Origin of the sequence: Paenibacillus senegalensis JC66 (assembly GCF_000285515.1) — a bacterium.
Taxonomy (GTDB): domain Bacteria; phylum Bacillota; class Bacilli; order Paenibacillales; family NBRC-103111; genus Paenibacillus_L; species Paenibacillus_L senegalensis.
Genome location: NZ_HE610962.1, coordinates 305,123 through 331,368 on the forward strand (window position 1 = coordinate 305,123; position 26,246 = coordinate 331,368).

20 protein-coding genes are annotated in these 26,246 nt (G+C 50.9%); 3 read left to right on the forward strand and 17 right to left on the reverse strand.

Going from position 1 to position 26,246, the window contains the following annotated elements; genetic code table 11:
- Positions 1-75: 75 nt before the first annotated feature.
- Positions 76-1,023 carry a GNAT family N-acetyltransferase gene (locus PSHG_RS22270; protein ID WP_010277981.1) on the forward strand — a complete coding sequence of 316 codons (948 nt, stop codon included), beginning with the start codon at positions 76-78 and terminating at the stop codon, positions 1,021-1,023.
- A 215-nt stretch (positions 1,024-1,238) separates the two neighbouring features.
- Here the strand turns inward: PSHG_RS22270 and PSHG_RS22275 are convergent, their stop codons facing one another.
- From PSHG_RS22275 to PSHG_RS30125, 16 genes are all read right to left on the reverse strand, one after another.
- A complete protein-coding gene (locus PSHG_RS22275; RefSeq protein ID WP_010277984.1) occupies positions 1,239-2,594 on the reverse strand; it encodes an NtaA/DmoA family FMN-dependent monooxygenase in 1,356 nt (451 codons plus the stop codon).
- A gap of 425 nt (positions 2,595-3,019) precedes the next feature.
- A complete protein-coding gene (locus PSHG_RS22280) occupies positions 3,020-4,084 on the reverse strand; it encodes a suppressor of fused domain protein (RefSeq protein ID WP_010277989.1) in 1,065 nt (354 codons plus the stop codon).
- 221 nt (positions 4,085-4,305) lie between these two features.
- Positions 4,306-5,202: a hypothetical protein gene (locus PSHG_RS22285; RefSeq protein ID WP_010277992.1), complete on the reverse strand. Its 897-nt coding sequence runs from the start codon at positions 5,200-5,202 to the stop codon at positions 4,306-4,308.
- An 874-nt stretch (positions 5,203-6,076) separates the two neighbouring features.
- Positions 6,077-6,910, reverse strand: coding sequence for an MBL fold metallo-hydrolase (locus PSHG_RS22295; RefSeq protein WP_010277998.1), 834 nt, complete (start codon positions 6,908-6,910; stop codon positions 6,077-6,079).
- A 222-nt stretch (positions 6,911-7,132) separates the two neighbouring features.
- The gene (locus tag PSHG_RS22300; RefSeq protein ID WP_010278002.1) at positions 7,133-9,523 is read right to left on the reverse strand and encodes a DUF4091 domain-containing protein; all 2,391 of its coding nucleotides are present in this window, start codon (positions 9,521-9,523) and stop codon (positions 7,133-7,135) included.
- A gap of 66 nt (positions 9,524-9,589) precedes the next feature.
- Positions 9,590-11,197, reverse strand: a complete 1,608-nt coding sequence (locus PSHG_RS22305) for an extracellular solute-binding protein (RefSeq protein WP_010278009.1) — start codon at positions 11,195-11,197, stop codon at positions 9,590-9,592.
- A 55-nt stretch (positions 11,198-11,252) separates the two neighbouring features.
- Complete coding sequence (locus PSHG_RS22310) at positions 11,253-12,134, reverse strand: carbohydrate ABC transporter permease (protein ID WP_010278013.1); 882 nt, start codon at positions 12,132-12,134, stop codon at positions 11,253-11,255.
- A 13-nt stretch (positions 12,135-12,147) separates the two neighbouring features.
- Positions 12,148-13,113 (reverse strand): ABC transporter permease, encoded by a 966-nt coding sequence (locus PSHG_RS22315; RefSeq protein WP_042122596.1) that lies wholly within the window; start codon positions 13,111-13,113, stop codon positions 12,148-12,150.
- Positions 13,114-13,124: 11 nt separating this feature from the next.
- Positions 13,125-14,294 carry a Gfo/Idh/MocA family protein gene (locus tag PSHG_RS22320; protein ID WP_010278019.1) on the reverse strand — a complete coding sequence of 390 codons (1,170 nt, stop codon included), beginning with the start codon at positions 14,292-14,294 and terminating at the stop codon, positions 13,125-13,127.
- Positions 14,295-14,586: 292 nt separating this feature from the next.
- Positions 14,587-15,642, reverse strand: a complete 1,056-nt coding sequence (locus PSHG_RS22330; protein ID WP_010278023.1) for a LacI family DNA-binding transcriptional regulator — start codon at positions 15,640-15,642, stop codon at positions 14,587-14,589.
- A 1,368-nt stretch (positions 15,643-17,010) separates the two neighbouring features.
- Positions 17,011-17,184 (reverse strand): hypothetical protein, encoded by a 174-nt coding sequence (locus tag PSHG_RS31065; protein WP_010278027.1) that lies wholly within the window; start codon positions 17,182-17,184, stop codon positions 17,011-17,013.
- Positions 17,185-17,221: 37 nt separating this feature from the next.
- A complete protein-coding gene (locus tag PSHG_RS22340) occupies positions 17,222-19,180 on the reverse strand; it encodes an aconitate hydratase (protein WP_010278030.1) in 1,959 nt (652 codons plus the stop codon).
- A 110-nt stretch (positions 19,181-19,290) separates the two neighbouring features.
- Positions 19,291-19,509, reverse strand: coding sequence for a DUF2512 family protein (locus PSHG_RS28675; protein ID WP_328285602.1), 219 nt, complete (start codon positions 19,507-19,509; stop codon positions 19,291-19,293).
- A 321-nt stretch (positions 19,510-19,830) separates the two neighbouring features.
- The gene (locus PSHG_RS22350; RefSeq protein WP_010278038.1) at positions 19,831-20,400 is read right to left on the reverse strand and encodes a manganese catalase family protein; all 570 of its coding nucleotides are present in this window, start codon (positions 20,398-20,400) and stop codon (positions 19,831-19,833) included.
- A gap of 21 nt (positions 20,401-20,421) precedes the next feature.
- Positions 20,422-20,685, reverse strand: a complete 264-nt coding sequence (locus tag PSHG_RS22355) for a spore coat protein CotJB (protein ID WP_010278040.1) — start codon at positions 20,683-20,685, stop codon at positions 20,422-20,424.
- Positions 20,686-20,700: 15 nt separating this feature from the next.
- Positions 20,701-20,907 (reverse strand): spore coat associated protein CotJA, encoded by a 207-nt coding sequence (locus tag PSHG_RS30125; protein ID WP_010278042.1) that lies wholly within the window; start codon positions 20,905-20,907, stop codon positions 20,701-20,703.
- A gap of 259 nt (positions 20,908-21,166) precedes the next feature.
- Here PSHG_RS30125 and PSHG_RS22360 point away from each other — a divergent pair, with 259 nt between their 5' ends.
- Both PSHG_RS22360 and PSHG_RS22365 read left to right on the forward strand, forming a co-directional pair.
- Positions 21,167-21,436, forward strand: a complete 270-nt coding sequence (locus PSHG_RS22360) for a hypothetical protein (RefSeq protein ID WP_010278044.1) — start codon at positions 21,167-21,169, stop codon at positions 21,434-21,436.
- Positions 21,437-21,457: 21 nt separating this feature from the next.
- Positions 21,458-22,903, forward strand: coding sequence for an FMN-binding glutamate synthase family protein (locus PSHG_RS22365; RefSeq protein ID WP_010278046.1), 1,446 nt, complete (start codon positions 21,458-21,460; stop codon positions 22,901-22,903).
- A gap of 323 nt (positions 22,904-23,226) precedes the next feature.
- On the opposite strand, the gene PSHG_RS22375 is transcribed toward PSHG_RS22365, so the two are convergent.
- Positions 23,227-26,238, reverse strand: coding sequence for a family 78 glycoside hydrolase catalytic domain (locus PSHG_RS22375; RefSeq protein ID WP_010278050.1), 3,012 nt, complete (start codon positions 26,236-26,238; stop codon positions 23,227-23,229).
- Between the last annotated feature and the right edge of the window lie 8 nt (positions 26,239-26,246).

Here is a 26,246-nt window from a genome sequence, read left to right on the forward strand (position 1 = left end):
TGGCGGAGATTGATGGATACGTATAGGCTTGCTGGTCTGCTTTAAGTTACTCCTATGGAAAGGGATGTTTCAAACATGGTTGCATATCGTTATTATCAGTCCGGGGATGAATCCCAAATTATAGAGCTGTGGAATCAGTGCTTACCCAAGGATCCGATTACGGCAAAACGGTTTCGCCATTTAGTGCTGTTAGATGCTAACTTTGATCCCAAAGGACTTCGGCTCGCTTTTGAACAGGAGCAGTTGGTTGGCTGTGTGTATGCGGTGAGACGATTGCTGCCGATGTTCGGGACCGATTTGGAGGCGGATAACGGCTGGATTCCTTTCTTTTTTGTTCATCCCGATCACCGCCGCGGCGGAGTAGGCTCTCAGCTGATGAAGGAGGCTGTGCAGTTTCTTGAGGAGGAAGGGCGAAGAAATGTGTTCTTTGCCTCTTATGCCCCTAACTATATCGTGCCGGGGCTTGACGAGGAGGCGTATCCGGAAGCGTATCTCTTTTTACAAGAGCAAGGCTTTGAAAAGCTTTATTCTCCCATAGCCATGGACCGCAGCCTGGTAGGCTTTCAAATCCCGGATGCCGTCAAAAAGCTAAGACAAGACCGGGAAGCGGAGGGCTATTCATTTGCAATTGCACAAGATAAGGATCTTTATGACGTGATTCAATTTGCCAATCTTAAGTTTAACCCGGACTGGGGCAGAGCGATTCGTGAAGGAATTTTACAGGGCTTGCCCCTGGAGCGAATCCTGGTGGCCAGAGAAGGGAAAAAACTGGTAGGCTTCTGCATGTACGGAGGCTATGAAGGAATCCCGGATCGCTTTGGACCGTTCGGCGTCGACCCGGATCAACAAGGAAAAGGACTGGGGAAAATTCTATTAAACGAATGCCTCCAGCGGATGCGGGCTGAAGGCCTGCATAGCGCCTGGTTTCTCTGGACTGGGGAACAAACACCCGCCGGCTATCTCTACAAAAATACCGGCTTCGAAATCACCCGGCAGTTTCATGTGATGAAAAAAGTCATCTAAGCGAAATGCGGTTGGGGCAGGATTAGAGGCGCTTACAGTTAGCGCCTCTAAGATTGTTGATTCATTATCGCCATACTTGCATCGATTCTTGCTTCTTTACAGAAACCCATGCCATTTCGATATCATGCTGAAATATAGTCAGGGTTCATCCCGGTCAAAGCCCCCCTGTGAAATAATTTGACTGTCCTCGAGGTATCCTTCCGGGACCAACAAATTCAAGTGAATTTGCTGAAATGCCTTTCGCCTTCAGCTGATTCAATTCTCAAGTGCTCGCGCAACGTCTTGCCCGTATACTCGCTGCGGAACAATCCCTGTTCAGCAAGCCTCGGCACCAGCTCTTCCAGAAACAGCTCCAGTGAATGCAGGGAGCCGCCTGGCAGCGCGATGACCCCATCCATGGCACCGGCCTCGAACCACGTAATCATCTCCTGCATGACATCCTCCACGGTACCGACAGCAACCCAATGCGCCGAATTGACGACCTCCGGCCGTGACAGCAGCTCCCCAACTGTTGGCTGGCGGTTAACAATATATTTGCGCAGCAGATCAGCGTGTGTCCGGCTGCGTACGGGTTCACTGGCATCAGGAAGCATGTCGGCTGTAACTTGCTGATCGGGAGACAGTCCCTCCAGATCGAGGCCAAGGATCGACCGCACGGATGCGCGGCGGCGCTCCGGTGTCAGATGAGCATGAGCTTTCTCAAACATCTCTTGGGCTTCACTTCGCGTGTCGGCGAGAAAAAAATACAACCCCGGTAGCACGCGAACCGCGTCCGGAGAACGGCCGTGCGCCACGGCCCGCTTACGCAGATCCTCTCGCAATTCAATTCCGGAAGCCATGTCCGGAATGGATGCAAAGATAGCATCTGCCACCAAAGCCGCAAAGTTACGCCCGGAATCGGAAGCACCGGCTTGAAATAGAGGTGGCGTTCCTGAAGGATGGGCAGGCAGATTAAGCGGGCCCTCGACGTGGAAATATTTGCCGCTGTGATGGATAGCCTCTATCCTCCTGTCCGCGTTCCCCTCGCTAGCTGCGCCCCCTGCCCTAAGCGCATCGTACGGGTAGCTTGCCCAAAGCTTGCATACAATGCCCGTGAACTCTATCGCCTTCTCGTATCTTTCCTCAGATGAAGGCATGGGTTCACTAGTAAAATTCTCTGAGCCGCCGAGAGACGTCACGATATTCCAGCCAGCGCGGCCCTGGCTGAGCCAATGCAGGGATTGAAGCTGTCTGGCAACGATATAAGGCGGATTGAACGAGGTGGATACCGTAGTCACTAACCCGATGCGCTCCGTCTCGCGGGCAATCGAGGTCAGCATTAATGTGGGATCGAGACTGGCGAAGCGGGATGAATGCCCTTGTCCATTGGCCTGAAGAAAAAGGGCGTCCGGTTTAAACACAAAATCGAGCTTCGCTCTCTCTGCCATTTTCGCCAGCTTCACGAATAGATCATTCGAAAACGGATCCAAATCATCTCCTTCTCCTGTATCCTTCTGCTGCTTCTCGTTGTCTCCCTTTTTCCAAGTAGCCGTCAAGGATAATCCGATAGAAAGCTGTCTTTTTTGTTTCAACTCTATTGATCTCCTTTCGATCTTCTCCTCATTAATTGATAACTTATTGATAAACTTATTGACAAGCTTATTAATAGAATCATCGACTATTAGATGATAATGATTATCGTTATCAATTACTCATACGGCAATAGTGTACCAATAACCTTTTAAAATGTAAATGCACAAATCACTAATTCTAATTCACTATTCGCTAATGCAATATACACTATGAAGATGCTGATGCTGTAAATTCAGCAGATTTAGCAGTGAGCCGATTTTTATAAAGTGAAGCCATAAAATAAAAGATGCGAACCTCTCAGGGGCACATTGTTCCTGGGAGTTCACACCTTAGTATAGTAGCGTCACCTACTGTTTGCTCTGTTATCATTAGGACAGAAGAATAGACTGAAATATGCCTCTTGGAGCTGTTACCATCTCAACTATCACCCTATAGTAGATACGACATTTCCGTCCTGGTCTTTAATGTAGGTTTTGAGAATTTGCACCGTCAAGCTTTTGCATGCTAATAGCTGAACTATCCCTTCCTTCGGTTGGAGCCGCTGGGACAATTCGGAAGTACAGGCCTCGTCAAGATAGATGTGAACTTCACCCTTCTCCCCCTCCTCCCAAACTGATTGCTCCCCAGGCTTCAATACGACAAGGGTGTCTGGTCCCGACAAGGAAAGCGATTTTCCTTTGCGAATGCGGCCTGTCAGCAGCTTAGCGACCACTTCCGCCTGCTTGGCTCCCAAACGAAGCACCGCCTGGCTTTTGCCCAGCAAACGTTTTTTTCCCGGTTCCCACCCCAATTGATCCACGTATAAAAATCCGGTGCTGGACCCATCGCGCTCCATACCTTTTTGCACAGCCTCCGCAATCTCCGGTTTTTCCACAAAGGATTCCCGCGACAGATCGGTTATGTAATGGGGCATATGCTCTTCACAGGCTTTCAGCATTCCACGGGTATTCCAGGTCTGCATAGCTTCGAGCTCGCAGCCTGTAATGCCAACCATCTGTATGAACTCAACATGCCCATTAGGCGTGTCTATAGGCGGCAGCTCCGGATCCTCGATAAAAGCCAGCGCCGTCAGCTTCGTATCAGCGTTCAGACAGATCGGGCCATTAGCGTCCAAATAATCGCCGGTTCTAAAAACATTTCCGCTTTTGAATACGTATCTCCCCATATTTTGCAACAGATTCAGCGCCCAGCCTGGAGGCTCCTCCTCATCCTCCCCACGCGGCAGCCGGAAGGTCAGCTCAAATCCATATCCGCTGCTTTCAGTATCCGCAGATTCCTTTTCGTAAAGCTCGGAAAATCCAAATGTAACGATATGCCAATGAGGAAAAGGGCGCTCCGCTTTGTAAGCGCTGATGCCGTCAAGCGGATCCCGGCCTCCCAGCATATAAGGGATAAGCGTGCCGTAATGTTTAGGCTCTTGAACTCCATAAAGCTTGGACATCGACTGCTCTATGGCATCCCAGCCATGAGATTGCACTTCTTCGCTCATTTTCAATCCTCCTATACTATATGTGAGCTTGATTATTTTGCATTCATACTCGTCAGTCCATCCCGCCACTAGCTTAAGCTTCCGTCCGTTAGCTGCCTTGATGCGAGTCTTTTGTTTCTAATCACACCTTATTTACAACAATACTGGAATGATGCAAAAATGCAAAATGCCCAAATACGTGCCAACTACCTCAAGCCGAGGCCAATCTAAAAAACTACTTCCTACCCTAACAGTTTGTCGACCCATTGATAGCAAGTCTCCAGTTCCTCATCACTGACCATGTCGGAACGATGCTCGAATACGATTTTAACTGAAGAATTGACCCTGCTAATTTGTGAGAGATATTGTTCGATCGGCGCCCAGCCCTGCTCAGGATTTTGGTTCGGTAGCACCGGGCAGCGGCGATTTTGGATGGTGAGGTCGTCTAGAATCTGCACGTTAGATAAGTGAACGGTCTCCGCAAAACGCGCGTATTTCTCAAGAACCCGCGATGCACTGAAGAAAGGGTCGATTCGTTCCTGCAGGAACAGTCTCAAGGTATCCAGACAGAGACGGATGTCCGTATATTTCGCCAACAGCTGTTCAAAGAAGTCATCCTCATAGATATAGCGGTTCAGCCCATCGAACTCCAATACCGGGGTAAACCGATAGGCCCTGCCCTTCTCCGTCAACCACTTCAGGAGGGTTTCCGTCTGCTGCTTAAACGGTTCAAGGGCATACGCTGACTCATACTCATACTCTCTTCGGTCGTCAAAATGCCACTGGCGCCAATCTACTCTATTATCCAGTATGACCGGCTTGGGATAGTGAAACAGAATATATTTCGGCCTGAATGCCGTTAAAAAGTCCAGTTCCTGCTCGACTGATTCAAATGCTTCGGCACGTACCGCCGGATCGGCAGCAAGAAAAAGAGCATCCCTGAGCTCACGCCTCCCAGCCCTCATTGGAAAGTGGACGCCAATTTGAAAGTTTTGCCGCTCGGCCTCCTGCATAAGCCTGGTGAGGTCCTGCTCATTTTTAAATAAACAAGCCTCTATACCGTAAAAGCCTCTCCGAAAATCTCGCTCATATTTCCCCTCATCAAATCCGCCAAATTGGCCAATGATGAATCTGTTCATCGAGCTTCGTACCTCCTAAGCTAGTTAAGGTGAACTAATCATAAACTTGAGCTGTTCGCCAAACTGTGTATAGCGCGCGTAATTGTGCCGGTTGGGTTGTTCTTGTTATTGTTTCGGTTGGGTTGATTGTCGGTAATTTGCGTCGTTTGAATCGTTATGGAGTTGTGTCAATTGAATCGCTATGTTGGTTGGTTATTTGTGTCCTGCTGGGCCGGTTGGGTTGGCTGTCGGTTGGGTCGGTTTAGTGATAATTTGCGTCAGTAGGCTTCCGATTTATGTGATACCTCCTCTAAACATGTCAGCAAGCGTCAATCAGCAAAATTGTTCTGCGCACAACGCTCGCCCTGGCTCTTATTTGCCCGAAAAAGCAAGGGTTTTATTTCTAACGCTCGTCCTCGCTCTTATTTGTGACAAAAGGCCCAGAAAACTACTATTTTAGCAAAATAAGGACCGTTGCGAGCGTTAGAATACGAACAGGCGGCAAACGTCATCACTGCCTACGCTTACCTGCACCTGCCTGCACTTGCCCACGCTTACCCACAATTGTCTGCGTATACGTTTGATACCACATTAGCATACCATATCTTAACAAATGTTTGATGTCGCTCCCTATTAGGCACTCTTTCCAATTACAAAACCGTACGTTATCCCTCAACTTTCCCTCCTTCCCACTTTCCTTTCCCTTCAAAATAGGAAAAACCGTCTCCCCGGTACTGCCAATCGGAAACGGTTTAAGGTTGGTCTATTGATCTCGATGCCATTTGTTATAGAATTCGGCTTAGCTTGGGTTGCGTTAGCTCGGTTGCAATAGCTCGATCTGTGCTAGCTCGGTTTGCATTTGCTTGATTTTGCTTAATGCGCCCGCATCAACTGTTTACTCTCGGCCAAAGCTCACCTCAAACCCATCATAAGCGCACACACCGCCAAGCTTCTTAACCCTCTGTGCCAACTCCTCATAAGGAGCCGACCCTTGATGGGAAAAATGAGTCGCGATCACCACCGTGCTATCGGTCACCGCTCCAATCTCACGCAAACGCTCCAGCATCAGCTGGAAGTCTCCTTCATTCAAATGCTCCTTACCTGGTGGCCGAGTCCAAATCGTCCCCTCCAGCACGACGGCATCGAGCTCAACCCGCTGCACCTCCAGCTCCCGCCATATTTCTTCCGCATACACGCCGCTATCCGAAGCGTACAGCAAGGTCGCCGTCTCGTCCTGGATTACGTAATTCATCGCGTCACCGATTCGTGAATGATGGGTGGCCGCAAAGGAGCGAACAGAGTACGCCCCCAGCTGAACAGCCCTCCCCGGCAAAATAGGCACCCGCTTAATTCCTGCCTGCTGGTCACTGCCACCCGATGCGTCCCATATGGTCCATACGGATGGCCCGGCGACCACCGTCATTTCCGGCAGCTCTGTTTCTAACCGGAACGTCTTGGCCCGCAGCATCAAATTGGACGGATCGAAATGGTCCGAATGGCTGTGAGTGACCAGCAAACGATCCACCTGGCAGAGGGAAATGCCCAGCTGTGCGCACGAAGCAAAAATATCTGGACCAAGATCAACGAGAAGATGATCGTTGATGAGGACACTTTGCCGCTTGCGAATATTTCTGCCGCCATGGACTCTGGCATGCTCGCACGTCGAACAATCACAGAAGGGGGAGGGGATGCCTTCAGCAGCCCCGGTCCCCAGAAAAGTAAGCTTCATTTCGCTTCACTCTTTCTTTGCCATAAGATGTTATTCGCTTTCCAGCCTTGCTATTGGTTAACCTTCGCTTCCAGTCTTGCTATTGGTTAACACTTAATTAGTAATACCCTATGGGTAATAAATTGCATCATTCCATTCACCAAACTGCTGCAAAAAAGATCCCGAGATCTCTTCTGCCTCACTGCCTCTTCCGTCCTCCGGGATGCCGGGTCCGCATCTCGCTTAAGGAGTCATCGGGTCTGCGGGCTCGGCGGAGGTGAAGCGGAAGTTATCGAAATAGAGGGTCTGCGGCAAAACACTTCTCCACATCCATATTTCGATCCCTCTCATCCGGGTCAGATCCAAATTGACATGGCGCAGCGGGATTCGTACCGTTTTCTCCTGTCCGCTTCTCGCGATCTGGATGAAGGAGTCATCGTTGCGCCCATCCTCGGAGAAGAACTTCACGTAAAATTGAGCCGTCCCTCCCGGGTTGTACAGGTCAAACTCCAGCGCATCAAATCCGGACCAATCGGCACTTCTGAACCCGCGGCCTTCATTGAACAAGCGGATATTCGGAAAGTTCACTTCACCCGGGAAAACAGCTTTCATCGAGTGCTTGCCCTCCGTTGCAAATTCATCCGACAAGCTTAAGCTCACGGTAGAAGTCGTAAACCGCTGCACCGCTTCCTCCGACTCCAGCGAATTGAGCTCAACAGCATAAGGAGCTGCCGTTTCATAAACGACAAGCTTACGTGTTACCTTCTGTGTCAATCCATCCTTGCTGACCTCGATATCGGCCTCATGGGCGCCAGGCGCAAGCGTCAAGGTTTGAGCAAACTGATCATACCCTGCAGCCTGGTTCTCCAGAGCGATCGGGTTACCGTTTAAAGTCACCTTGGAGCCTGCAGGAGCATAAACCCGAACCTCCCGGCTGCCCTCTTCCGGCGCATGCACAGTTACCATTACCGGAACCGCTTCAGGCGCCGCGGTGATCGCTTCCGCGATTTCTTTTCTCACCTCGAACAGCTCAGCAGGATCTTCATCGAAAACTTTAATGCTTTCATATAAACGGTCGTAAAACGGCCGGATAGCATCCCGGTATGAGAAATTCTCAGAGTCTTCCTCGATTCCAAGTCTTGCCGCCGTTTCACGCAGCCGCTGCTCATAGTGCCATAAGTATTCGTAATCCTCCATGCTCTCACGCAGCACTTCCAGCCGGATCGTGCCTACCGGACCGTCAATGCCAATCTCCGTCCCGGGATAGAACAAGTACCCGTCCCCGTTAGCGCCTGGAAAAGCCAACGGATCTGTCCATACATCCCGGCTCACATATTTTCTCTGCGCCGAATCGTATTTCTGGAATTGAGTAGTGGCCCAATACAAGGTTCCTTCCACTCCGTAATCATGCTGCATCCACGTTAGCAGCCGCGCTCCTACCAGATCGTCATCCGTGTGATAGGAGGGAAACGGATGCTTCGGGAACACGCTCGTATACCACCAGACCGGTTCACCTTCAGCCTGTCGCTCGCGCGCGAAATCATAATCGTATTTATCGATTTCCGGTGACCAGATGTCTACATCGCCAAGCAGCTCTTCTAGCGGCTGGATCGTAACAAGATGGGGGACATCCGGTGCCGCCTGCTTCAATGCATCGTTGATCACCTTCACCCGGTCATAGTTGTTCGCAGCGTTCGGGTGAGGAACCGGTTCATCGATTTCACTGATATAAAAGTAGCCTTTTTCCAGCATCCCGCGGTCTCTCAGCTTATCAGCCAATTCCTTGATCCGTTCTATGTCCGGCTCACCTTGAGCATCCCGGTAGTAAGGAAGCCGGTAGGCGGATACTCGCGGATCGTTGATGAATCGCGGCGCATGCTCCACATAATAGTCGATATCCGTATCAGGAATGGGCAAATAGCCTGGCGTCAAACGGTGCTCGACTGAAGCCCAGTAATACTTCTCAATATATTCCCAGGCTTCCATCCCCTGGACGTTGCCATGTGCCTCCTGTATCGGTCCGCCCCATATGCCGAATGCGGTTTTGGAGTGGTTCTCATCCGTTAACTCAAAATCCCACACCGTCAGTTCCACCGGAATCCGTACCGGCTGGCCCGTTTCGTGAAGGGTGATTTCTCCCTTGTACACCCCGGCCGGCTGGCCTTTGGGCACATAAACTTTAACCCAAATGCCCTGGTTATGCCCGGCCCCCACTTCCAGCTTGCCCTTCAGCGGAATCAGAGCGTCCGGATACCAGCCCTGCGGATAAGCCGGAGTTGTCGACGTAGTCACTTCGATATAATGCTGCTGGAACAGCTCGATATCGCGGCGGTGGATTTTGGCTGCTCCGTTCTCCTGCTTCAGATCGCTGATCGAAACCTGGAGCTTGCGCAGAGGGTGATTGCCCGCCCGGACAATCACCTGGCCGCTTTCATATTCGTTGCGTGCCGCAGCGAGCTGCATCGTCCGGGCTGAATCAGCCGGCATCGGTTCATCCCTCATCACCTTTTGCGAATTGCTGGCTACCCATGCGGTAAACAACGGCTCGGGCTTGGCGTAGGCTGCCGGCAGAAAGATGGACATTACCAGCACAGAGATCAACAACACCGTGAGCGGCTTGCGTTTTCGATTCATTCCCATTCCCTCCTAGTGGATGCGTTCCTGGAGTTCTGATTCTCTTTTTCCAGTTCTGATCTTCGTTTAATTTTTATAGCGCTCATAAGCGGCCGTATAAATCTCCAAATACTGCGCCAAGCCTATCCTCTCCAGCGTTTGCACGTAATTGTCCCACTCGGAGAAGGGAATGTCGCCTGTAATAAATTTGGCAGTCATCTCATCCACGTATTTATTCAGATCAGTATGCAGCGGAGTAAACCGGGGAAGCTCCTCCTCGGTATACGTAAATGCCGGCCATACTTCCTCCGGCCAATGCGGCACTACCTTAGCTGCCGCTTCCATACTAAGCGGTGTCGCTTCTCCGCCCTTGAACGTGTTTGCAGTCAGCATGGCGGGGTAGAATCCTCCGGCCCAAGAGACGAACTTCGACTGATCCTGGTTGTACGCTTCCGTGTATTCCAGCGTGCCATCGGGCTTTTCAATGTAGCTTAAATCTTTGATCCCCATAAAAAACAACTTGCTTCCCTCTTCGCTGTAAAAATAATCAATCCAGCGAACGGTCGCTTCCGGATGCGGATTTTTGTCCGTAATCACGAATGCTCCGGCATCAATGAGCGGGGAACGGGCTCTGGAAAAGATCTGGTCGCCATATGGACCTTTCAATGCAGGAGCGCCTATAAAGTGCTCAATATTGACACCACTGATCGCATGCGGACTGTTGGTGACCGAAGAGCCGACAATCCCTTCATCCATCAGCGCATTGACCTCCGGCCCGGTAATCGTTAATAAGTTATCAACGAACAATCCTTCCGTGTACAGCTTGTTCATGTATTCCAGCAATTCCTTGTAGCGCGGATCCGTCGGAATAAATCGCAGCTCATTCGTCTCCGGGTGAAGATCTACACGGCCGTGGACATTGCCGCGGTTGCCGAGACCCCATGCTCCCTTCAACTCATCGAGCAAGGAACCATAGTTGCTGGCCGCATACGGAATTTCATCCGCCTGACCGTTCTTGTTCGGATCTCCGGTTTTAACAGCTTTTAAGTATTCGTAAAATTCCTCCGTCGTTTCCGGCGGCTCCATACCGAGCGCATCCAGGAAGCTCTCGTTGTACCACAGCTTCTGTCCAATCAATACGGAGTGAAACTCCGGATCGTAAAACGTTGGAAAGGAGTAGATGTTGCCGTCCGGCATCGTCAGTCCATTCTTCACTTCCGGATGCTCCTCCAGCATTTTTTTGAAATTGGGAGCATATTGCTCGATCAAATCGTTGAGCGGAATGAACGTTCCTTGTCCGCCATAGCTCATCAGATCAGTCGTTGACAGCCTAGCTGTATGGAACGCATCCGGATAATCGCCGCCGGCAAGCACAAGATTGCGCCTCTCCGCCAGGCTGTCTGCCGGTGTTAACTGGAAGTCAACCTCGATGTTGGTCATCTTGGCGTATTCCTGCCAGACGGGCAGGTCGTTCCAGTTAGCCGGCGCTGAAGCGGCTTTGCCAGCAAAAAAGGTTAGCTTGATCGGCTCCTCCACAATCGGGAATCCTTCGGCCCGGACAGCCGGCTCGCTCTCTCCAGGCTTGTTTCCTCCATCGGATGGTGCTGGTTCGGCCTGATTTGAGCATGCTGAAGCCAGCCCTGCCGTCATAACACCCGTCAGCAGGACGCAGGTCCATTTTTTGTACTTACTCATTTTCTTTGGAAACCTCCTTGTTATTGGTTGTCTATGTGTGAACAAGAGCAAATGGCTAGCCCTTGATAGCACCGATCATAATGCCTTTGGTGAAATACTTTTGCAGGAACGGGTAAATGACCAGCACCGGCAAATTGGCTACGATCACAATCGCGTATTTGATAGCCTCAGTCTCCATTAGATGATTCTGCACCGATAAGTCCATACTTCCCGCCATCTGATCGACTTCTGATTTGATCAGAATTTCTCTTAAGAACAGCTGCAGAGGATATTTATCGCGATCATTCAAGTAAATCAAAGCGTTGAAGTAAGCGTTCCAATGGCCGACACTGTAGAACAAAATCATAACTGCGATGACAGGCATGGAGAGCGGCAGCACAATTCGCCACAAGGTTTGCAGGTTAGAACAGCCGTCAATGGAAGCCGACTCCTGGATTTCATAAGGAATGCTCGTTTGGAAGAATGTGCGCATGATAATAATATTCCACACCGATACAGCCCCTGGAATGATAAGTGCCCACATCGAATTGATCATTCCGAGATTTTTGATCAGCAAGTAAGTCGGAATCAAGCCTCCGCTGAAAAACATGGTGAACACAATATAGCCCGTAATCGCATGCCGCCCGGCAAAATCTTTGCGGGACAGCGGGTAGGCCGCCATAATCGTCATTACCAGATTGATCGCCGTGCCGACAACCGTATAAATGATCGTGTTCCTGTACCCGACCCATATTTCCGTATTGGCCAGGATACGCTCATACCCAACAAAGGATAATTCGGTTGGAAACAGCCACATTTCGCCTCTCGCCACGGATAACGGATCGCTGATTGAAGCGCTGGCCACAAAAATAAGCGGATACAAAACAACAATAAGGATAAGTACAAGCACAGCGTAAATTACAAAACCTATCAACCGATCCGCAAACGTTTCTTTCATCGCTCTCCCTCCTTCACCACAAGCTGGTCTCGTTCACTTTTTTGGCGATCTGGTTGACAGTCACCAGCAGGATCACGTTGATGACAGAGTTAAACAAACCGACTGCAGCAGCAAAGCTGTACTGCGCGCCTAGAATTCCCTGTGTATAGACATAGGTCGCAATGACGTCTGAGCTTTCCAGATTCAGATTGTTCTGCATCAGGTAAATTTTCTCAAAGCCGACGCTCATCACCTGACCAACATTTAGAATCAGCAAAATGACAACCGTTGGCATAATGCCCGGGAGATTAATATGCCAGATCCGGCGGAGGCGGCTTGCCCCATCGACCCTGGCCGCTTCATGCAGGGACGGATCAATCCCGGCCAAAGCCGCCAAATAGATGATCGAGCTCCAGCCCATTCCCTGCCATACTCCGGACCATACGTACACCGATTTGAACCATCCCGCTTCAGTCATAAACGAAATCGGCGTGCCGCCAAAGAAAACGATAAGCTGATTTATGATTCCGTTCTGCGGTGACAAGAAAATAAAAATAAGTCCAACCATAACGACCGTTGATAAAAAGTGCGGTGCATAAGTTACCGTTTGCAAAAAACGTTTAAATGTTTTGTTGCCAACTTCGTTAATCAAAAGAGCCAGAATGAGCGGAATCGGAAAGCCTACCGCCAACTGGTAAAGACTGATGCTGAAGGTGTTCCATATCAGCCGCCAGAAATAATAGCTGTCGAAGAAGCGCTGGAAATGATCAAAGCCTATCCAGTCACTGCCCCATATCCCTTTGGCGGCAACGAAATTTTTGAATGCGATCTGCACCCCATACATCGGGATATAGTCAAAGATAAAGAAATAGATCAGCACGGGAGAAATGAGCAGATATAAATCCCAGTTTTTGCGGAGGGACCTGCTCCATATCCTCCTTCTGGAAGGAGGCGCTTTCTTCGTTCCCGTACCGGTAACGGCCGCATTATTCAATTTCATATCCCCCTCTGCTAGTTAAGCGGAACCAACTGCGGCCCCTTGACCGTGACGATGCCTCCGCCCTGCCTGACCGACTCCGTGGCCGCGCAGCCGACCGCCACGCTCATTCTGCCTGCCACGGGCTCGGCGACCGGTTCCTTGTTATGCAGGATCATCTCGATGAAATCCCGGCATATATTCTCATCAGCGCCAAAATGAGAACCTTCAGCCTTCTTGATTTCATAAACCCGGTCGGACAAATCCCTCCATGTGTTGGACTTTCGCGATTTGACCACCACCTTGTGATCCTTCTCGAAATTTTCCATTCGTCCTTCGGTGCCGATGACCGTGTAGCTCCGCTCATAATCCGGGGTAAAGTGACACTGCATATAGGAGGCTTTCACGCCGTTAGCCAGCTCCATCAGCACCATGTTGTTGTCCTCTACGTCAATCTCCTGACGGAAAGCGCATTTCACCAGAGGACCGGATCGGGCTTCCGGACACACAGCCTTCTCGGCACAATTCGGACAGGTTAAATCGTTAGCCTTGTTCCCGCCAAAATAATCCATCCCTCCAAAAGCGCTTACTTTTTTGGTATAGCTGTCTGCCAGCCAATGAATAATGTCGATATCATGCGACGCTTTCTGCAGCAGCAAGGAAGTCGTATTCCTCGAGCTGCCATGCCAGCTGTGATAATAGTAATCGCTTCCAAGACCGACAAAATGCCGCACCCAGATGGCCTTAACCTCCCCGATTTCTCCAGATTGAATGATTTCCTTCATCGTGCGGTACATGTTCATATAGCGCATATTAAAGCCGATCATGAAGTGCTTGCCGGATGCCTGCCAGGCTTGCAGGATCCGGTCGCAGCCTTCCACGGTAATCGCCAGCGGTTTCTCGCAGTATACATGCTTGCCTGCATTCAGGGCAGCTACCGCATGCTCCTCATGACAATGATCCGGTGTCATAATGGCCACCGCATCGATATCCGAGCGCTCCAGCAGCTCCCGGTAATCCAGCATTACATCGGCATCCGGGTTGACCTTGTCACGAAATTTGCCTAACCGCTCGGGATTATTATCCGCCCCGGCAACAACAATAGACTTGCCGCCGGGGAAGGGATTATGCCAATATTTCGTGACCTCGGCCCTCCAGCCGAGTCCAATCACTCCGATGCGAACTTGCTCTTGAGCCAAACCCATCCCTTCTTTCTTCCGTTTCACATTCGTTGTTAACTTCGCGCTGCTGTTTCAGTTTCACAATTCCTTCATGTCGCGTTGCTTCTTCAGTTTCACAATCCCTTCATGTCGCGTTGCTTCTTCAGTTTCACATTCGTTCCCAGTTCCACGCTGCTTCTTCAGTTTCACATTCGTTCCCAGTTCCACGCTGCTTCTTCAGTTTCACAGCTTCTTATTTGCTTGTTGTTCAGTAATCACATTATTTCTCGTTCTCCGAGCCGAGTCATATACCACGGCAGGGGAAGCATATCACAGCTCACTCCCCATTAGTTCTGGTAAATTCGGATGAAGCCCGGATCAGCAGTTGAAAGGGCATGAATGCTTTAAATGGCAGCGGATGTTTTCCTTCCAGCTCATCGATCAGAATTTTGGCTGCCATCCTCCCTATCTCGCTCTTCGGGATATGGATCGTGGACAGCGGAGGTGATGTGTACTGCGACAGTTCAATATTGTCCAGACCGACAAATGCAATATCCTCCGGAATTCTCAATCCTTGCTCCGTAACCGCCCTCATCGCGGAGATTGCCAGCATATCGCTTGCCGCAAATACGGCCGTTGGAAGCTCAATCTCCTGACCAGCGAGCAAATCCGCCATGCGCGCATAGCTAACGTCCACGTCCCACCCCGCATTAACGACTAATCGGGCATCCACTTCAAGGCCAGCCTCCTGCAAGGCATAGCGGTAACCGCGGTATCGCTTCTCCCTGTCCAAATCACCGGTAAGTCCTGTGCCTCCAATAAATGCAATTCGCTGATGGCCTTGGCTGATCAAATGGCGGACCGCTGACTTTGCCGCCTGCACCCGATCATAAGAAACAACGGGCACGGTCAAATCCGAAATATCTATGCCTACCACGGCCGGAACCATCTCCTTGATGCTTTGGTACATTTCCGGAGCGATGCCCTCTACAATAATAAAGCCATCCAATCCGGATTCCCGGATTCGCCTGCGCATCTCCTCTTCCCCCTGGAGCTCCTTGACCGTACTGACAAAGGTTAAGCGGTGCCCCAACTCGTCAAGCTGCTGCTCAATCCCCTCTAATATAGGGGAGAAATAGGGGTGGTTGTATTTGTTCTGCGGCACGGCAACAATGCAGCCGATTTTCCGCTGCTTGGTCTCTGGAGAGGATGTGCTTCTCCTGCCTGCAGATTTGACTGAATCACTTGGGTCGTACCCCAGCTCTTTTGCTGCGTTTCTAATTTTCACCTTCGTTTCCTCGCTGAAATGGCGGCTCAGGTCATTGTTGAGAACACGGGAAACTGTCGAAATGGAAACCCCAGCATGCTGTGCAATTTCTTTTAAAGTTGGCATTCCCATCCTCCTTATCTAAAAAAGTTCCTCTTAACAGCTTCGCGGGTTGCGGCTTTGCGGCTTTTGCAGTTTTTCAGCTTTCGCAGCTTTGCTGCTTTGCATTATTGCGCAATTCCAACTCGCTGATAAGCGTATTAATGCAAAACGCTATTTTAAGAGTTCCCTTCTAGATTAACCTATTTCAGCATTCTTTGCACAAATCCAGTCTTTATTTGGGCCAAATTTCATTATAATATTAGCACCTTTTCCCCAAAAAAGTCAAATTTTTTTTCTTAAAGTTATTGTAAAGATTAATTTGAAACAAGAGTAAGTGTAAGGAGAATTGGTTTAAAAAATCAATAAATCGTTGTTTTATCAGCTTTTATCCGTTCTTATTAGCTGCTGGCCGATCCATACAAATTGTTAAATAAGCTTGAACAAATTTGGGCCCAAATAATATTTAAGTTATGTAAATTTTTAATACAGGTTTCCATGATGATGAATCGATCGCCTAGTTGGAAAGGAATTTTTCCTTAATTTGGTCTGGTTGCGGTCTGCTAGTGCCTATTCCGGGCCGGGCATGCCCCCGCGGTCTCTTTGTATACGATATTTCTGTGAAAATAAAACGCCCCGCATGAAATTTCGTATGAAACACTGGCTGCAGCTCCTGAAACCCCTGCATTTGTTGCATTTGTACGATTCGTCATACAAATCTCCGTTAATCGCACTTCAAGCCCCTGCATTTGTACGATTTGTCATACAAATCTTGGGTAATTGCCCTTCAATCCCCTGGATTTGTACGACGTTTCATACAAACCTCCGGTATTTGCTCTTCAACCCCATGCATTTGTACGACATATCGTACAAAATGCAGGCGCGCCTTCAATCACAGACATTTTTACATTATTCCACTCAAAACGCAGGCTGCGGGCCCTCTTTCACAAACTTTGTTATTCCACCCAAAACGCAGGCAACAAGCCCGCGAACCTTGCGAACCTTGCGAACCTTGCGAACCTTGCAAACCCCGCGAATCTCGCGAATCTCGCGAGCCTCAACGAGCCTCGCCAACCTTGGCTATTTTCATGCTGGAGTTGTGAACGATAGATCATGTTTGTTTTCGCATACATTTCCGCCCGTACGCGCTGCCGCAGGCTCTTTGTATGCGGTTTTTCGCTTACAATAACTCGCGCTAAGTTCCAATAACTTTGTGAAATTTCCTGGTCCCAAATAGACCACGCCGCCTCAATAGGATTGCCTGACGGGCCAGTAGAAACAAAATATTAAAACAGCCGCTGCTTGATCCTCCATGCGGCTCGCCAAACCGCAAAAAAAGCAGCCGATGTTTACTTCCCATCGGCTGCTCCTAGCTCAGCAAAAAACATCTGCTGCTTACTCCATCGTGCGATTGTTCTCATCGACGGAGAAAAATGCGCTGCGCTCCGGACTTTCTCCTAACAGCAATACACCGTCTCCGCCGCAAACCGTACAGCTGTACTGCCAATTCTCATCATCGGCCAGCAGGCCTGTTCCGTCACAGGCTTTGCAGATTTGATTGCGATCCACGTGCAACAAGCTCCTTTCATCCGATAATAGCCCGGGTTTAAATAGTCAGCATTTGGCGGCGGCTCTTCACCCAGTTGATTAATCCGCCTTCCAACATGATATTTACCTGTCTTTCGGATAGAGAGTGAGTCAGCTTCAGCTCATAGCCTTTTCCACGGATAGCGGCCGTAACCTGGTTCCCCTGCTTAATCTGCTCCCTCAGATTAGACAGCTCAATCCGATCACCTTGAGCAAGCTTGTCATAATCCGCAGCGTCTGCGAAGGTAAGCGGCAGCACACCGAAATTGACAAGATTCTGCCAATGAATCCGCGCAAAATCTTTGGCCAAGGCCACTTGCAAGCCGAGGTAGCGGGGAGCTAACGCAGCATGTTCCCGGCTTGAGCCTTGTCCATAGTTATAGCCGGCGATGACGGCATGTCCTCCTTGGCTGCGGATAATCATGGCACGGTCGTAATAATGCTCGTCAATGATTTCAAAGGTGAATTTGCTAATCTCCGGGAGATTGCTGCGGTAGGGCAAAACCCGGGCACCCCCGGCAAGAATTTCATCCGTGGAGATGTTGTCCCCCATCTTCAATAAGATAGGCAAGTCCAGCTCATCAGGAAGACTGGCCATTTCGGGGATGGAAGCAATATTCGGCCCTTTGACCAGCTCCACTTCCCTTGCTTTTTCCACAGGCAGCGGCTCCTGCAGCATATCAGCATCCATAGTCGGGCGATCCGGCTCCTTCACGATCGGATAGGCCATGTCCAGTGTCCGGGGATCCGTGATTTTGCCGGTTAAGGCTGAAGCTGCCGCCGTTTCCGGACTGCACAGAAACACGCTATCCTCCCGCGTTCCGGATCGGCCCGGAAAATTACGCGGAGTTGTACGCAGGCTGTTGCGGCCGGTAGCAGGCGCCTGGCCCATTCCGATGCAACCGTTGCAGCCTGCCTGATGCAGCCTGGCTCCTGCCGATAAAAGGTTGGCTATATGCCCCTCCTTCGCCAGGTCTGTCAGCATTTGCCGGGAGGTCGGGTTGATGTCGAAGGAAACCCCATCCGCCACCTTGCGCCCCTTGACAATCTCGGCGGCTATGGCAAAGTCACGAAAGCCGGGGTTGGCCGATGAGCCCACATAGGACTGGTAGATCTTCTCACCGGCAGTCTCACTGACCGGCACGACATTACCGGGACTTGAAGGCTTCGCAATCAGAGGAACAAGCTCCGACAAATTGATTTCCTCATGAAGATCGTATTCTGCGCCCGGATCCGCTGTCAGCTCTATCCAGTCCTCTTCCCTTCCCTGACTTTTGAGAAAACGGCGAATCTCTTCATCGGACGGAAAGACGCTGCCAGTAGCCCCCAGCTCTGCCCCCATATTGGCAATGACATGGCGGTCCATAGCGCTTAGGCTGTCAAGCCCCGGGCCGTAATACTCGATAACTTTTCCTATGCCTCCCTTAACGTCATACCGGCGAAGCAATTCGAGGATGATGTCTTTGGCGCTGACCCAATCCGGGAGCTCGCCAGTCAAGCGAATCCCCCATATTTTCGGCATCTTCACATAGAAGGGCTCTCCGGCAATGGCCAGGGCAACATCGATCCCGCCTGCTCCCATAGCCAGCATGCCCATGCAGCCGTTCGCACAGGTATGGCTGTCCGAGCCGAGCAGCGTCTTGCCCGGCTTGGCCAGTCGCTGCATATGCACCGGATGGCTCACGCCGTTTCCGGGACGGCTGAAATACAACCCGAATCTCCTGGCCGCACTCTCCAGAAACAAATGGTCATCCGGATTTTTGCTGTCTTCCTGAATAATGTTATGATCGACATACTGGGCGGAAACTTCCGTTCGGGCACGGTCCAGGTTCATCGCTTCCAGCTCCAGCATAACCATAGTTCCGGTTGCGTCCTGGGTTAAGGTCTGGTCGATGGTCAACCCGATTTCCTTGCCGGGGATCATCTCACCGGATACCAGATGGGACTTGATCAGTTTTTGAGCGACATTTAACGGCATACTCTTTTCCTTCCTTATTCGTTAATCTTAGTTGGGGATTATAAACGGCTCGTCCTTCGTTTCTACGGAACGATTTCCATTAAGCTCTACAAGATCAATCGACGGGTCCTCTACGCCGGAGATTTTTGCGTTCTTCCGCTTTTGATCAGCCACAGATGCGTGAAATATTCTATAACACCTAGCAGAATCCCGGTCAGTACAGCTCCAGTAAACGTAATCGTCGTCCCGGCAAATAGATTGGCTATTGAATACAGGATGAGCACCGAAACCGCAAAATCCAAAATCGTGCTGATCCACAACGTTCCTTTTCTAAGCAGCAGATATTCCATGAGCACCCCTACGAGAGCCAATATCAATCCTACAACAATAAGCTGGTAAAAGGATCCAAAATCTACATTGGGAAACAGCCATGAGGCAACAAGCAAGCCAAGCCTAACGGGCAAGCAATAATTTTCATTAGTAAGCTAGTCATGAAATTATCCTCCTATTCCATATTTTTCAAAAGTAGCGTTTCCAGATGGGCCACATTTTATTCCTGCAATTTCATAACTACCATTAAGGCATGTCCAAGCTTGAGAAAGGACAGAGCCCACTGGTTTCTAGGGAACAAAAAGCCGCCGGAACATCGTCCCCGCAGCCTCATCCCTTGCTCAATAAAAAGTCTTTTTTCCCTGCTCTGCCTTCAAGATCTCCACAGCTTCCCGGAACCGCTGGGAATGCACCACCTCACGCTCCCTCAAAAACTTCAAGCTGTCCTGCAAATCGACATCATCCGTCATGTCAATCAGCCACTGGTAAGTCGCCCTTGCTTTCTCCTCAGCGGCAATGTCCTCATACAGATCAGCTATAGGATCACCCTTCGCTTGAATATATGCGGCAGTCCATGGAACACCAGCCGCATTATTGTAAAATAACGCTTTATCGTGATTGGCATAATGGTCACCCAATCCGGCTTCCTTCAGCTGCTCCACAGTCGCATCCTTGGTCAGCTTGTAAACCATGGTTGCAATCATTTCCAGGTGAGCAAATTCTTCTGTGCCTATGTCGGTTAGTAAGCCTATTACTTTATCCGGAATAGTATAGCGCTGATTTAAATAGCGTAGAGCTGCCGCCAATTCACCATCTGCCCCTCCGTACTGCTCGATCAAATATCTGGCCATCCTTGGGTCGCACTTGCTGACGCGCACGGGGTACTGCAGTTTCTTTTCATAAACCCACATGGTAGAGTCCTCCTGATTTCTCTATACTTGCCATGGCCATGGCGCCTCCTTCCACTCCCACGGATGTCTGGAATAACTGTGCCCAAAGTGCATAAGGGGACCGTAGGCTGTTTCGTACTGCTGAACCAGTTCCTTCCGCTTTTTGGCAAAGGTGTTATACTGTTCAATGGCCTTCGAGTCGTTGGGATGCGTATCCAAGTACAGATTCAGTTCCACAAGCACAAAATCGACAGCCTGCAGGGCATGAAGCAGCTTGTAATAATCAGCATCCAATTGCTTAGTCATCGGCAAAACTCCTTATTAACTATTTTTCGGCTCATACGGGCTAAACAGGGCGGGCCATAGCGTTCCCTTCGCCAATGCCTCATAGGGGGAGAATTGCGGCAAGTTTTGCGGCTGAAAACCTAAAAATAGCTGGGGAGGAGTACTGTAGTATTTTAATTTAATTGGCGGACAGGGATCGAAAGGACCGATAAACGGTGCATAAACGCGGTATTGCTCCGACATCTGACCAGCGCCTTTCACATTTTTTATATTATGGAAAAATATATGCGTTACATCTTGACCAACATTACAAACAATTCCAGTCGCTTTGTGATGGAGCATTCACCGATTAATGACCAATAAATCACCAATTAATCACCAGACTATTGTTCAAATCCACCCGCGAACTTCCCGAATAATTATTGGGGTTAATACCTAAAATAACCATGGAAAATATAATCTGTTCCAAAAACTAACTAACGATGGAAAGGATAGAACAATAATGAGCTCTAACCACCAAGATAAACAAATGAGTGGTACCCTGGAAACAATCCGCCATGAACTTAACCGGATCCAAACGATTGCCGGGACATTAGGCACGCTTGAAACGAAACATTTCCAAGACTTGACGAATGCCGGGGATGACCGACTGAACCAGATTGCGGTTGAAGAACAGAGCGGCGCCCGCCAGCTTGGGGAAATCAAGCAGTTATGCCTCTCTCTGGCCCAACAGATTCAGGAGCTTGAGGGTCAAATAGAAACTCGAGAATAGGGAGATTACGGAGGAAGTTAGATGTATAAATGGATGAGCAATATAATCAGAAGCATCGTTAACGAAACCGTTGATAAAGCAATAGAAAGAGTAGCCCGGGATCAATACACAGAAAACTTGTTTGAGATGATCCCCTCCTCCAAAAAGGTAGGGCCGATTCAACTGGCTGAGATTATGATGAGATCTAAGAGCGGCTTGCCTCCAGCCAGGCCATTGGGAAGCCATATGCGCTTTTCACCCTGGGAAAAGCTGTTGTTCAATCCCGTTCACCTGTTTCGCTTTCCTACCCCCGAAGATGTGCGGATCAACACATCTGTCACAATCGGCCGAAATGCCCGCAAGCCCTTAAGCCTTTCTATCCCTATTATGATAGCGGCGATGTCCTTCGGAGGGGCGCTCAGTAAAACGGCCAAGATCGCGCTCGCCCAGGCGGCTACACGAGCCGGAACAGCCACTAATACAGGGGAGGCCGGGCTTCTTGAAGAAGAACGGGAGGCAGCTTCCCTTCTGATTGGACAGTATAACCGCGGCGGCTGGCTGAACACTCCGGATAAATACAAACGGCTGGATGCGATTGAGATTCAGTTGGGACAAGGAGCTCAAGGCTCAAGTCCGCAAAGAACCTCAGCTAAAAATATCGGAGCGGAATTCCGGGAAGTATATGGCCTTGCCGAAGGAGATGATGCGCTTATTCACTCCCGCCTGCCGGGAGTGGATACGAAGGAGCAGTTCGCAGCGCTGGTCCGGGAATTGAAGGAGGAAACCGGAGTGCCGGTTGGCCTTAAACTGGCAGCTACTCATTTTTTGGAAAAGGAGCTGCAAATTGCTTTGGAGGCGGGAGTTGATTTTCTGACAATCGATGGCGCGGAAGGCGGTACCCATGCGGCTGCCCCCATCCTCGAAGATGATGTTGGTCTGCCTACTCTGTTTGCCACAGCCAGAGCAGCCAAATATTTGGCACAAAAGGGAGCACGCGAAGAGGTAAGCTTGATCGCAACAGGAGGGCTGATTACGTCCGGCGACTGCCTGAAGGCTATGGCACTGGGAGCGGATGCCGTTTACATGGGCACAGCTGCGATCATGGCACTGGTCAGCGACCAGATGACCAAATCACTGCCCTTTGAACCGCCAACAAGTCTTGTCGTGTACAATGCCAAAATGACCGATCAGCTTGACCCGGATAAAGGGGCCCTGTCCTTAGCCAACTTCCTGAACGCCACCGTTCGCGAAATGGAATTGGTTTGCTATTCCCTGGGCCGGACAAGTGTGTCCGAAGTCGCCAAGAGCGACCTATGTACGCTTGATCCCTTCATTTCCAGAGCGATCGGTGTAGATCTCGGTTATATTTCCCCCGAAGAGCAGGAGAAGTATTTCGCAGAGCTTAGTCCTCTGGGAGGCGGAATGCCGAGTATCAATCCTTCCCCTGCAGGGCCGGATTCGGGTAAGGATCAACACATCCTTCAATAGCATCCGCATTACGGATAAGGATAAGAAGCAACTACCTTAGCCCCGATCAGGTTGGAGCGGTAAACCAGCTCATCCAAGCCGTTTTGCAGCCCGGAAGCTTTAGCGTTGTCCCATAAATTCCGTACCATGTATACACCTCTCCATAGATTGCTTTACTTGGCTCACTTAACATAACATTTCTAAGTAACAGCCTTTGATTTTTATCTTTTCCCCGGCTGTATGAGGAAAGGGCTGTCCCTAACCTAAGGTCCTATGCTGGATGACCTTCCGGGAGGGACAGCCCGCTTCACTATTGTCATCGAATGGGATGACAATAACCGGCCTCAGCCTAATCGAACCAGCTCGGTCTCTCCATCCATTCCCTCCGGAAGCCGGAGCGTCACGTTCACGCCTGCCGGTGCCCAGGCCTGCAGCAGCATCGTCCCGTCCTGCCGTACCGTCCAGGCCACGTCGATGCGTCCTTCATGGGGAAGCGGCACACTCCCGCGCGCCCACTCCATCCCGCACGGCTTGGGCTGCACGACAACATCCGTCCACCCGAGCCCGCTGCCGGCAACGCCGAGCACTTGTGAGCCGAGGAAATAACCAGGGGCGGCCGACCAGGCATGGCAATGACTCCGCGTCAGCTGATTCGGATAAGGATTGACGTCGCTCGTGCTCGGATACGTTTCCCAGCAGGTCGTAGCCCCGTAGCGGAGCAGACTGCCGTATTGCTTGCGGATATCGTCAACGAGCCGCTCCACATCCCCTTTTTGCACAAGGGCTTCATAATAGAAGAAGGACATGAACGGAGATCCGATTTGAACGAAGGACTCCGGCGGGGAAGCCAGGTAGGCCTCCAACTGCTGCTTCCGGCCGCCGTCCGCAATTCCGCACAAATAAGCGGCCACCTGGGTCTGCATGCTGAAAATGTCGGATCGGCGCCCATCTTCATGAATACAATCCAAATATGCCTTTCGCTCCTCTGACCACAGATGCTGCCCGATGGCCTGTTTCAGTCTCTCGGCATGGTCCAGAAAACCATCTCCCTCTTCCGCCTGCCCGGCCAGTTCGGCAAGCAGGGCAGCGCTGCGGAGAGCCTTGACCAAAAACATGTTCTGATGGCTTACCACGCCGCTTCGCGGCTGGTCCATCGGAGCCCAATCGAGGAAATTCCAAGCCTTCATCGCCAGCAGTCCGCGCTCATCGAGCCGCTCCAAATAATGCTCCAGCGTATAGCGGACATGCGGCCATATGGAGCGGGCATACCCGGTATCTCCGGTGCGGTGAACGTATTCGCAGCAGGCCTCGGCCCAAAAGAAGGTCCAGTTCGGAATGACACTGTTCCAGCCGCTTGGCACCTGATCCGCATATAGGGGCGTCTGGAAGGCCGAACCCGGCACCAGATCGAGACACCGCTTGACAAGCGGCTCGGCTCCGAACAAGTAATAACCGATCAATGCCTCGTTGCGGCTGTCCCCGACCCAGAAAGTCTGCTCATAGGCGGGGCAATCGACGAAGGTATCCTCCATGCACAACCGGGTTGTGTGCCGACTCATTTCCCAAATATCGTTGAGCACCGCATCCGAGCATTGAAACTGCCCGACTTCCGCCAGCGGGAAATTACTCTGGCGTACGGTTATTTCATACATTTGAACCGGTCTGCCGGCATTGCGGACCGTCATGATTCCGTATCGAAACCCCCTGCGTACATTGGAAGCAAACCTCTGCTTTCCTTCCCGGCAAATATAACGAAGCGAATTGTCAAGGTAATGGGTATAGTGCACATTACCGTCACGGATATATTCCACGCAAAAAAGATCAATGACTGTCCCTGCGGCAGCCTCCAATTCAAACTCCACATAGCCGGACCATTCTTTACCGAAATCGATAATCAGCTCCGTATCCTGAGCCTCATACACGGGAATCTCTGCCGCTGCGGAGTTAGCTGTCACCATCTGCTGCATCTGTGCCGGAACGGACAGCGGAACCTGCTTTTTCTTCCATAAAGTGAGCGTATAGACCGATTCCGGGCAGACGTGCAGGGGGGACGCCGCACGCAGCAGACTTCCCCGGGCATGCAGTTCTTCCACGCTCTTCGCCTTCCCCGTTTCACGGAACTGCTCATACCGTTCCATACCGGCAGGATCCAGGTCCGGAGTCTGCCCGCTAAAGTCGGCACAAGCTTGAACGGTTTTCTTTTGCCGTTCTTGTTCAGGCGTGGTCTGATGATCGATGTATTCGAAGCATTCAAACGGCCCTATCGCGGCAAAAGCCGTATGCCGTCCCGCCTCCCCTGCCAGGGGAGAAACGACCTCGAAGGGCACGGCGGAGTCTATCCCGACAAACAGACCTCTTCCATGATCGTACCCGGCAAGTTCGAACAGAACCAGATGGCCGCCGGCGGTCAGTTCTACGTCCAGATAACGGTCCTGGCCGATTCCCCGCCATTGCGATTTGGGATAGCGGCTGCCATCAATCCAGAGCGCTTGCAGCACAGGGGCCGTATAGGCGAATCCGAGGGTGATCTTGCTGTCGCCGGACATTCGCAGCTGCGTAGCGATATATCCGGCATACATGATGGAGTTGCCGTGCTTCTCGCTGGCCGGATCCATGATCGAACGCGCATCCAAATAGACGGTCCACTCCAACGGCGTTACCCTGCTCATTGCTTCCACCCGGACCGGATATATGGTCTCCTCCGTCAAGTGGGGGATGTCTCTAGGCTTCAAGGTTGGCCACGGCTGCATTCCTGCGGGGCCGATTACCGCTGCTTGTTCCCAGGCGGCTCCCTCTTCGTATTCCGCGGTTGTCCAATCCTCATCCCATTGCGCAGCGTCCACCCACTCGGTAAAAGCCTGCTGCAGGGAAAGGCGGGGTGCCCGGGGATTGTGACCGGCATGAATCGACGTCCTCCAATTTCCGTCGGTGATAAGGCTCCCGCTTTCTTCCCCTGCCCCTTCGCTTCCTTGTACGGACCAGTCAAGCTGCGCCAGCAATCCCCCCCTTCCGCGGATATAGGAAAAGGTGGAGATTCCAAAATGCATGACCAGCACCGCTGCCGTATTGGTCTGTCCTTTCCTTAGCCAGGGCCGAACATCGTACGAATCATAAGCCAGCTCCTGCGGCCAGGAACGGACAGGCCCCCGTCCCACCCTCGTTCCGTTGATAAACAGCACATAACGCGAATCGGCCGTAATCGAGAACCGGGCGGCACTCCACCCCTCCGCCGGGACATCGAACGTTGTACGGAAGCAGCGCCATTCATTCCGCGGACTCTCCTCGGAGCCTCCCCAAATCCAAGATGCCTTCCAATCCGTCCCCTTCTCTTGAACCTTGCCTTTAACCGCTGTCATCAAATCTT

Bases quoted from the DNA above. Each gene is read 5' to 3' on its own strand.
- PSHG_RS22315 (WP_042122596.1), bottom strand. From the start codon at position 13,113: ATGAAATTGAATAATGCGGCCGTTACCGGTACGGGAACGAAGAAAGCG.
- PSHG_RS22285 (WP_010277992.1), bottom strand. From the start codon at position 5,202: ATGAACAGATTCATCATTGGCCAATTTGGCGGATTTGATGAGGGGAAA.
- PSHG_RS22300 (WP_010278002.1), bottom strand. From the start codon at position 9,523: ATGAATCGAAAACGCAAGCCGCTCACGGTGTTGTTGATCTCTGTGCTG.
- PSHG_RS28675 (WP_328285602.1), bottom strand. From the start codon at position 19,509: ATGGAATATCTGCTGCTTAGAAAAGGAACGTTGTGGATCAGCACGATT.
- PSHG_RS22305 (WP_010278009.1), bottom strand. From the start codon at position 11,197: ATGAGTAAGTACAAAAAATGGACCTGCGTCCTGCTGACGGGTGTTATG.
- PSHG_RS22270 (WP_010277981.1), top strand. From the start codon at position 76: ATGGTTGCATATCGTTATTATCAGTCCGGGGATGAATCCCAAATTATA.
- PSHG_RS22310 (WP_010278013.1), bottom strand. From the start codon at position 12,134: ATGAAAGAAACGTTTGCGGATCGGTTGATAGGTTTTGTAATTTACGCT.
- PSHG_RS22320 (WP_010278019.1), bottom strand. From the start codon at position 14,294: ATGGGTTTGGCTCAAGAGCAAGTTCGCATCGGAGTGATTGGACTCGGC.
- PSHG_RS22340 (WP_010278030.1), bottom strand. From the start codon at position 19,180: ATGCCGTTAAATGTCGCTCAAAAACTGATCAAGTCCCATCTGGTATCC.
- PSHG_RS30125 (WP_010278042.1), bottom strand. From the start codon at position 20,907: ATGTCGGAGCAATACCGCGTTTATGCACCGTTTATCGGTCCTTTCGAT.
- PSHG_RS22365 (WP_010278046.1), top strand. From the start codon at position 21,458: ATGTATAAATGGATGAGCAATATAATCAGAAGCATCGTTAACGAAACC.
- PSHG_RS22375 (WP_010278050.1), bottom strand. From the start codon at position 26,238: ATGACAGCGGTTAAAGGCAAGGTTCAAGAGAAGGGGACGGATTGGAAG.
- PSHG_RS22280 (WP_010277989.1), bottom strand. From the start codon at position 4,084: ATGAGCGAAGAAGTGCAATCTCATGGCTGGGATGCCATAGAGCAGTCG.
- PSHG_RS22360 (WP_010278044.1), top strand. From the start codon at position 21,167: ATGAGCTCTAACCACCAAGATAAACAAATGAGTGGTACCCTGGAAACA.
- PSHG_RS22330 (WP_010278023.1), bottom strand. From the start codon at position 15,642: ATGCCAACTTTAAAAGAAATTGCACAGCATGCTGGGGTTTCCATTTCG.
- PSHG_RS22350 (WP_010278038.1), bottom strand. From the start codon at position 20,400: ATGTGGGTTTATGAAAAGAAACTGCAGTACCCCGTGCGCGTCAGCAAG.
- PSHG_RS22355 (WP_010278040.1), bottom strand. From the start codon at position 20,685: ATGACTAAGCAATTGGATGCTGATTATTACAAGCTGCTTCATGCCCTG.
- PSHG_RS22295 (WP_010277998.1), bottom strand. From the start codon at position 6,910: ATGAAGCTTACTTTTCTGGGGACCGGGGCTGCTGAAGGCATCCCCTCC.